Raw genomic sequence first — 7,974 nt, 5'->3', positions numbered from 1 at the left:
GCTGGTGGCGGTGGCGCTGGGCGCCGGCGTCGGCGTGCCGCTGGGGTTGTGGGCGGCGGCGCGCGGCGGCGTGGTCGACGAGTTGCTGATGCGCGGCAACGACCTGATCTTCGCGTTCCCCTCGCTGCTGCTGGCGGTGCTGCTGAGCACCACGCTGGGCCCCGGGGCGATCAACGCGATCCTGGCGGTGGGCGTGTTCAACATCCCGGTCTTCGCGCGGCTGACGCGCGGCGCGGCGCTGCCGCTGTGGCAACGCGAGTTCACGCTGGCCGCGCGCGTGGCCGGGAAGGGCGCCTGGCGCATCTCGGTCGAGCACGTGCTGCCCAACCTGGGCGGGCTGCTGCTGGTGCAGTTGAGCATTCAGCTGGCGCTGGGCTTGCTGGCGGAGACGGGGCTGTCCTACCTCGGCCTCGGTACGCAGCCGCCGCAACCGAGCTGGGGCCGCATGCTGGCCGAAGCGCAGACGCTGACGGCGCTGGCGCCCACGCTGGCGGTGTTCCCCGGGCTGGCGGTGGCGCTGTCGGCGCTGGCCTTCCAATTGCTGGGCGACGGGCTGCGTGAACGTCTGAACCCGCGAACGGCGCCGACGGAGCGCGCGGAACGCTCGGCGCACCCGGGCCGCCCGAACAGGACTCTCCCATGACGGTGACGTTTTCCCCATCCGGTACGACCACGCTGCTGCGCGTGCGCGATCTCGCGCTGCAGGCTGGCGAACGCCGCCTGTTGTTCGTGCCCGAACTGGACATCGCCGCGGGCGAGATCGTCGGCCTGGTCGGCGAGTCCGGTTCCGGGAAGTCGCTGACGGCGCTCGCTTTGCTGGGGCTGCTCCCGAAGGGGCTGTCGCGGCGCGGCCTCTTGCAGTTGGAGGGCGTCGACCTGGGCGCGCTCGACGAAGCCGGGTGGCGGCGCGTGCGGGGCGCGAGCGTGGGCCTGGTGTTCCAGGAGCCGATGACGGCGCTCAATCCGCTGATGCCGATCGGCGCGCAGATCGAGGAGGCGCTGCGGCTGCACGGTCGCGGCGATGCGAAGGAGCGTCGCGCGGAGGTGGAGCGTCTGCTGGCGCGGGTCGGTCTGGCGGAGGCCGGCGTCGATGCGCGCCGTTATCCGCATGAGCTGTCCGGCGGACAGCGGCAGCGCGTCGCCATCGCGATCGCGGTGGCCTGCCGGCCGCGCCTGCTCATCGCCGATGAACCTACCACCGCGCTCGACGTCCGCAGCCAGGCGCAGATCCTCGATCTGCTGCGCCGCCTGGTGCGGGAGGACGGCTGCGGGCTGCTGCTGATCACGCACGACCTCGGCGTGGTCGCGGAGATGGCGGACCGGCTGGTCGTGCTGCGGCACGGCGAGGTGCAGGAGCAAGGCCCGCTGCGGCAGTTGCTCGATCCGCCGCGGCATCCGTACACGCGGGCGTTGGTCGAGCAATCACGGCTGGGCTCGGCGCTGTCCCGTGAGGCGAGGGCGCTGGGTGAAGGGACTGCGGAGGCCGCTGGCCCTCACCCCCACCCTCTCCCGCAAGCGGGAGAGGGAGCAACACGGGTGCCTCCGCCAGAGACCAACGTGAGCGGCCAGCATGGTCAGCGAGGTGAGCGCGGTGAGCGCGAAGAGTCCGTCGTGCCCTTGCTGTCGCTGCGCGAGATCGTGTGCGAGTACCCCGCGGCCGATCGCAGTTTCTTCCGCCCTGGGCGTCGCGTGCGGGCCGTTGATCGCGTGAGCTTCGACGTGCTGCCCGGCGAGCGCGTGGGGCTGGTCGGCGAGTCCGGCAGCGGCAAGTCCACGCTGCTGCGCACGGTGCTCGGCCTGCAGCGTCCGGCGTCGGGCGAGGTGCGGCTGGCCGGCGAGCGTTTCACCGGCGCGGAGACGGCGCTGCGCCGTCGCGTGCAGATCGTGTTCCAGGATCCTTACGGCAGCTTCGATCCGCGCTGGCGCGTGGAGCGACTGCTTGCGGAGCCCTTGCACCTGCTGCGGCCGGCGCTCGGCGAGGCGCAGGCACGCGAGCGCGCCGTCGCGCTGCTGGCGCAGGTGGGATTGGACGCCGACGCGCTGCATCGCTTCCCGCACGAATTCTCCGGCGGGCAGCGCCAGCGGCTGGCTATCGCCCGCGCGCTGATGGTCGAGCCCGACCTGCTGGTGCTGGACGAGGCGGTCTCGGCGCTGGACGTGTCCTTGCGCGCGCAGGTGCTGGCGCTGCTGGAGCGGCTGTGCCGCGAGCGCGGCGTCGCCACGCTGTTCGTGACGCACGACCTCGCGGTGGTACGCGCGGTCACCGATCGGGTGATCGTGCTGCAGCAGGGCCGCGTGGTGGAGGAGGGCGTCACCGCCAAGGTCTTCACCGCGCCGCGGCATGCCTACACGCAGGCCTTGCTCGCGGCGGCGCCGGATCTCGATCGTGCGTTGGCAACGCGCCGTCCGGTCGAGGGACCGGACGGCTCGGTTCAGCGGACTGCGTGACGGCGTCCGTCGCCGTCGACCCAATAACGACCGCCGTTGCCGTCCGAGTAGACCTCGCGCTCCTTGCCGTCGACCATCAGGCGTCCGATGACGGCGCCTGCCACCGCGCCGACCACGGCGCCGGTCACGGCGCTGCCGCCGGCCACGGCACCGACGACGGCACCGCCGACGGCGCCCACGCCGGCGTTCTTCACATCACTGGTGGCACAACCGACTGTCATGGCGGCACAGGCGGCGATCAGCGCCGCGTTTCTGATCAGGGATGTCTTCATGGCTTTCCTCAACGATGTTGGTGGATGAACCGGCATGGCAATCGCCGTGCCTTGCCATGTCCAAAGAGGTAGCACTGCTTCACGCACGCAACACAAACGGAAATATTGCGCGCCCAGGTCACGGAATGGGCGATATCCGCCTCCTATACTCGCCGCCGCAAAACGCTGGAGCGGTCCCGTCGATGGACCGCCAGGCAGTCAATTTCAAAGGGAGGAGGACCCCATGGTCTCAGTGAAGCGCAAGAACGCTGCCGCATTGGCAGCCCTGTCGGTCATCGTCGCGGCCTGCGGCGGTGGCGGTTCTGATGACGGCTCGGGCAAGGCCGGAGCGTCCACGGCGACGGTCGAAGCGCCCGTCATCGCCACGCAGCCGGTGAGCGCCAGCGTGCTCACCGACGGCACGACCCTGTTCACGGTCGTGGCCACGGGCACCGGTCTCGGCTACCAATGGAAGAAGAACGGCGTGGCCATCGCGGGCGCCACGACCGCGTCGTACCAGACGCCGGCGGTGACCTTCGCGGACAACGGCGCGCAGTACACGGTCGTGGTGACGAACTCGGCCGGCACCGTCACGAGCGCGGTCGCGCAGCTGACGCTGCAACTGAGCGCCAACCAGCAGGCCTTCGAGAACCTGATCCTGCCGCCGAACGCGGGCAGCTACTACCTGCACTGGAACCTGAACTACTCGGGCGGCCAGACCAGCGGCGTCAACTACGCCTACTCGGACTACGGCCTGCTGCCGGCGTCGCCGCTGACCAACGGACCGCAGAGCAACGCGCAGAGCGCGCCCCGCAACTTCACGAACACGCTCGCGCTGCCCACCTCGTCGTCGGCGACGCGCGTGCTCAAGAACGGCGGCGTGCTGGTCGTGGGGAGCTCGAGCAAGGTGACCTACGTCAGTAGCGACGTGCGCGTCGATTCGCTCGCCGTGGACAACACGACGGTGGCGTACTCGGAGGTGCGCAGCAACTACGAAACCGTGCCGCTGACCGGCCTGGTCACTGCGGCCCCGGCGGACTTCGCGCACTTCCACAACTCGTTCTTCTCGAACGCGAACATCCTGAACGCGACGGCTACGTATGCGGCGGGCTCGAGCTATCTCAAGTTCGCGCAGACGAACAAGGGCGACCGCTACAACGTCTTCGACTGCACGACGGCGACCACCGGCGCCGCGGTCACGCCGTGCCGTGTGAACACGACGCTGACGGCCGCGATGACCGCCGGCATCGTGTCCAACAGCGACGGCACGACCTACGTCCTGGCCAACGGCACGGTCCGCACCGTCGACGGCGTGTCGGTCTGGGTGGCGACGAACCCGCGTCCGCAGTCGGCGACGCTGAGCTCGACGGTCCAGTACCGCATCTACTTCGAGCTGGGCGGCAACGTCTACACCGGCGCGCTGACCAAGGACGGCACGCTGCTGGGCGGCGGCTACTACGTGTCGAACCCGGCTGGCGCCACGGCCGTCGATCGGCTCACCTTCCTGCCCTTCGACATCCGCATGAACAAGGCCGCGCATGACAGCCTGCTGGCGGCGATGAAGATCTGATGACGTCGCGCTGAGCCGGGTCGCCCCGGCCCTGCCATCGCCGCCGCCCTCCGCGTTCAACGCGGGGTCCGGCGGCGATGCTGTTTCCGGGCTCAGGGATGGCGGGTCGCTGAGCGCGGCGACGCGCGCTCGTGCCGCAGCGAAAGAGGGCAGGCGACGCGTTTGCCCCGCTCGGTTGTGGCCGCTCCGCGGTCGGACGTCACCACAAGGAACACGACGATGATGATCATCATGGGCGCATTCGGGCATGTGGGATCCGAAGTGGTGAAAGCCTTGCTGCGCGAGGAGCAGGACGTCATCGTCGTGACGCACGACCCGGGGCACGCGTGGCGATGGGAAGGCACCGGCGCACAGGTCGCGCTGGCGGATGTCAACGATCCCGATGCCTTGCGCGCGGTGTTCAGGCAGGGGCGACGGGCGTTCCTCCTCAACCCGCCGGCGGCGGTAGACGGGGACACCGACAAGGTCGAGCGGCGCACGGTGGCGCGCCTCCTCGAGGCTCTCCAGGGCAGCGGCCTGGAGAAGGTGGTGGCCGAGTCGACCAGCGGCGCCCGTCCCGGCGAGCGTCTGGGTGACCTGAACGTGCTCTGGGAGCTCGAAGAGCGGCTGCAGCATCAGCCGATTCCTGCTGCGATCAATCGCGCCGGCTTCTACATGAGCAACTGGGATGCGCAGCTCGACGCGGTGCGCGAGTCCGGGGAACTCGTCTCGCTGTTTCCCGCCGATCTGCGACTGCCGATGGCCGCTCCGCGCGATCTCGGCGAGATCGCGGCGCGGCGGCTGATGTCGTCGCTGGAAGACGTTGGCGTGCAGCACGTGGAGGGTCCCGAGCGCTACTGCGCGAACGACGTCGCCGCCGCGTTCGCCGCGGCGCTGCAGCGGGACGTCCGCGTGGTCGTCACGCCGAGGGAACAGTGGGAGGCGTCGTTCCGCGGATTGGGGTTCTCGCAGGCGGCGGCGGAGTCCTATGCGCGCATGACCGGGGCCACGCTCGACGGCCTCGATCTTCCCGACGTGTCCATCCAGGGACGCGTCACGATCGACGAGTACGTGCGCGATCTGGTGGAGGCGACGCGCCCTTAGGGGTGAGCAGGGGGGTCGACGCGAGCAGCACGGCCATCGAAGCGGCGCCGTACGCCAGGAGCGTGGACCTGCGCATGCCAAACCAGGCCAGGCCGATCATTGCGATCGCAAGCGAAGCTTCCACCAGGGGTCAGAAGATCAGCAAGCCCAGGATCACCGTCCAGACCAGGAAGCCCAGAAAGAACGCGGCATAAACAGCTTTTGCGTTGGCCGCCCACTTCGAATTCGGATAGGTCTTCTTCAGGTTCTCAAGATCGCGTCGAATCAGCTCCGACCGGGACTCTCCTCGGTACGGCCGCGCCGGGCCGCGCACGGGCACCAACACCTCGCCCATCAGGCTGAAGCCCGCAACCAGGTAGACCAGCCAGGCTGCAGCATAGGCATGAGCCTTCATGTCATGGAGGTAGAGCCATGTTGATGCGGCGATCAGCCCCACGACCGCCAGTAGACAAAACACGCGCATTGACTTGGACATAGTCATAGTGTCGCCGCGCGAACGAGCAGCTATCAGAAGCACCGCCGTGATGTTTCGGAACCGGACGCCTCACTTCAGTGCTGCGCCGCCAGGAACTCGGCCACATCCTTCGCCGACCGCTCCGGAATCTCCCGCTGCGGCAGATGCCCGACGTTCGGGTAGACGATCAGCTTCGCGCCCGGGATCGCGGCGGCGAAGCGGCGCGAGTGCTCGAGCGGGATCAGCGGGTCGTAGTCGCCGTGCAGGACCAGCGTGGGCACCTTCACGGTGGCGAGGAGCTCCTTGGTCGCCGTCGCATGGCTCGCCGGCGAGGCCGACATCAGGATGTCCCGATGGCCGGGATACCGCTGGTAGCGCGCCCAGCGGTCGATCACCGCATCGGTGATCAGCGACTTGTCATGCACCTGCGCGGTCAGGCCTTGCTTGATCAGCGGCCGGTTGTCGATGCTGGCCAGCAGGTCGCGACCCCACTTGTATTGCAGCAGCCGGAAGGCGAGCGACGGGCTCGCGCCGGTGGCCTCGCTCGGCCAGCCGGCCGCCGCCACGAGCACCAGCGCTTGCACGCGCTCCGGCGCCGCCAGCGCGAGCTTCCACGCCACGCCGCCACCCATCGAGTTGCCCGCCACGGCGAAGCGCTTCACGCCGATCTTGTCGGCGAAGCCCAGCACGATGGTCGTGAACGCGTTGCCGTCGAGCACGAAGCCTGCCGGCGCCGCCGTCAGGCCGTGGCCGGGCAGGTCCAGGCTGATGACGCGCCACTTGTCGCGCAGCACCGGCGACCAGCCTTCCCAGGTCGCGTAGGAATCGCCGTAGCCATGCAGGAGCAGCAGCACCGGCGCATCGGCCGGCCCCTCGTCGCGGTAGTGCAGCCGCAGGCCGGGGCTGACCTCGACGTAGCGTTCATGCGGCGTCTGGAACTCGCGCTCCAGCTGTTCGGCGGGCAGGTCGGGCGCGCGCAGCGACCACCAGGCGATGGCCGCGAGCGCGACCAGCGCCAGCAGCACGAGGAGGACGACGTAGGAAAGGATCTTCAGCAAGGCTGCACTCCCGTTGGAGGTGAGAGCCTAACGACCTTCGAGCCCATCGCGCCGCCGCCCCTTGGACGCATGCCGCATATGCAGATGCGGACCGCGGCCTTGGGGCGGCTTCCGCGCGGCGCTCACTTGATCGAGAAGCTGTCCCCGTACACCTTCCAGTTCAGCGGCGTCTTCAGGTCCAGGTTGCCCGCCTTGAGCCACACGCGCTGCGCGGTCTCCACGCGGGTCACGTCGCTGTGCGCCTCTTCGGTCTTCATCGCCGCCACGCGGGCGTCGAGGAAGGCGTTGAGGTAGGTGGTCTCGTTGCCACCCTGCGCTGGCGTCTTGGCCTTGGCCATGGCCGCCTTGCGGATGCCGCCGAAGCTCACGCCGCTGTTGCCCGGGCCGTGCATCACGATCGCGTCGTAGTAGATGAACTGGCCCAGCGCCCGCAGCCCGTCGTTCTTGGCCTGCTGCACCGAGGGGTTGAAGTAGACACGGTCGCGCTCGTGGTCCTGCGCCTGCTGGAACAGCGTGTCGCTCGCGGCCGTCTTCCAGTCACCCTGGAAGTTGGGATCGAGGCCCGCGTGCGAGTCGCTGCCGTTGACCGAGCGCAGCGCGTTCAGGTACTTCGCCAGCACGTTGTTCGGCTTGACCGAGTTGTAGTACTGGACCAGTTCCAGCATGTCGCCGGTGCCCGAGCAGAAACCGATGATGCCGGCGGTGTAGCCGCGGCCGTCGCGGATGTCCTGGATGTAGCGGTACTGCGCCTTCCAGTCCAGCGACGAGTTCTCCGCGCTGGAGACGATCTGCATCGCGATGTCCTTGACCTTCGGGTCGGACAGGCCGGCCGACGGCGCCGGAGCGGGCGCAGGTGCCGGAGCTGGGGCGGGGGCAGGCGAAGGTGCCGGCGCGGGCGAGGGCGCGGGTGCAGGCGAAGGGGCCGGTGCCGGCGACGGTGCGGGGGCCGGGGCGCCGACCGCCTTCAGCTTCCAGCGCTGGTTCGCGCCGCCGGTGCAATCCCACTGCTGGATCGCGCCGCCCGCGGCGGTCGAATGGTCCTTCACGTCGACGCACTTGCCGCTGTGGCGTGCCTTCAGCGTGTAGCCCTCGGCCGAAGGCGCAACGAGG

General features: G+C 69.5%; 9 protein-coding genes. 4 read left to right on the top strand and 5 right to left on the bottom strand.

Annotated features, from left to right (window positions below; all coding sequences use genetic code 11):
- A partial coding sequence (locus VF536_RS15950) for an ABC transporter permease (RefSeq protein WP_331615850.1) occupies positions 1–643 on the top strand: 643 nt, incomplete at its 5' end.
- Positions 640–2,448, top strand: coding sequence for an ABC transporter ATP-binding protein (locus tag VF536_RS15945; protein WP_331615849.1), 1,809 nt, complete (start codon positions 640–642; stop codon positions 2,446–2,448). The genes VF536_RS15950 and VF536_RS15945, both read left to right, overlap by 4 nt.
- On the opposite strand, the gene VF536_RS15940 is transcribed toward VF536_RS15945, so the two are convergent.
- Positions 2,433–2,720 (bottom strand): YMGG-like glycine zipper-containing protein, encoded by a 288-nt coding sequence (locus VF536_RS15940; RefSeq protein WP_331615847.1) that lies wholly within the window; start codon positions 2,718–2,720, stop codon positions 2,433–2,435. The genes VF536_RS15945 and VF536_RS15940 overlap by 16 nt on opposite strands.
- Positions 2,721–2,943: 223 nt before the next feature.
- Between VF536_RS15940 and VF536_RS15935 the strand changes: the two genes are divergently transcribed.
- The gene (locus tag VF536_RS15935) at positions 2,944–4,269 is read left to right on the top strand and encodes a hypothetical protein (RefSeq protein WP_331615846.1); all 1,326 of its coding nucleotides are present in this window, start codon (positions 2,944–2,946) and stop codon (positions 4,267–4,269) included.
- A 92-nt stretch (positions 4,270–4,361) separates the two neighbouring features.
- Here the strand turns inward: VF536_RS15935 and VF536_RS15930 are convergent, their stop codons facing one another.
- Positions 4,362–4,502, bottom strand: coding sequence for a hypothetical protein (locus VF536_RS15930; RefSeq protein WP_331615845.1), 141 nt, complete (start codon positions 4,500–4,502; stop codon positions 4,362–4,364).
- Between VF536_RS15930 and VF536_RS15925 the strand changes: the two genes are divergently transcribed.
- Positions 4,489–5,352: an NmrA family NAD(P)-binding protein gene (locus tag VF536_RS15925; RefSeq protein WP_331615844.1), complete on the top strand. Its 864-nt coding sequence runs from the start codon at positions 4,489–4,491 to the stop codon at positions 5,350–5,352. The two genes, VF536_RS15930 and VF536_RS15925, sit on opposite strands and share 14 nt — an antisense overlap.
- A 130-nt stretch (positions 5,353–5,482) precedes the next feature.
- On the opposite strand, the gene VF536_RS15920 is transcribed toward VF536_RS15925, so the two are convergent.
- The 3 genes from VF536_RS15920 to VF536_RS15910 form a co-directional block, all read right to left on the bottom strand.
- On the bottom strand, positions 5,483–5,827 hold the full coding sequence (locus VF536_RS15920) for a hypothetical protein (RefSeq protein ID WP_331615843.1): 345 nt from the start codon (positions 5,825–5,827) through the stop codon (positions 5,483–5,485).
- A 74-nt stretch (positions 5,828–5,901) separates the two neighbouring features.
- Positions 5,902–6,864, bottom strand: a complete 963-nt coding sequence (locus VF536_RS15915; RefSeq protein WP_331615842.1) for an alpha/beta fold hydrolase — start codon at positions 6,862–6,864, stop codon at positions 5,902–5,904.
- A gap of 122 nt (positions 6,865–6,986) precedes the next feature.
- On the bottom strand, positions 6,987–7,974 hold a 988-nt coding region (locus tag VF536_RS15910; RefSeq protein WP_331615841.1), incomplete at its 5' end, for a chitosanase.

Origin of the sequence: Roseateles sp., assembly GCF_036486225.1 — a bacterium.
GTDB lineage: Bacteria > Pseudomonadota > Gammaproteobacteria > Burkholderiales > Burkholderiaceae_C > Roseateles.
This window is presented reverse-complemented; position numbering and strand designations above follow the sequence as displayed.

Coding starts and splice junctions, on each gene's coding strand:
- VF536_RS15930 (WP_331615845.1), bottom strand. CDS start 4,502: ATGATGATCATCATCGTCGTGTTCCTTGTGGTGACGTCCGACCGCGGA.
- VF536_RS15940 (WP_331615847.1), bottom strand. CDS start 2,720: ATGAAGACATCCCTGATCAGAAACGCGGCGCTGATCGCCGCCTGTGCC.
- VF536_RS15925 (WP_331615844.1), top strand. CDS start 4,489: ATGATGATCATCATGGGCGCATTCGGGCATGTGGGATCCGAAGTGGTG.
- VF536_RS15935 (WP_331615846.1), top strand. CDS start 2,944: ATGGTCTCAGTGAAGCGCAAGAACGCTGCCGCATTGGCAGCCCTGTCG.
- VF536_RS15920 (WP_331615843.1), bottom strand. CDS start 5,827: ATGTCCAAGTCAATGCGCGTGTTTTGTCTACTGGCGGTCGTGGGGCTG.
- VF536_RS15945 (WP_331615849.1), top strand. CDS start 640: ATGACGGTGACGTTTTCCCCATCCGGTACGACCACGCTGCTGCGCGTG.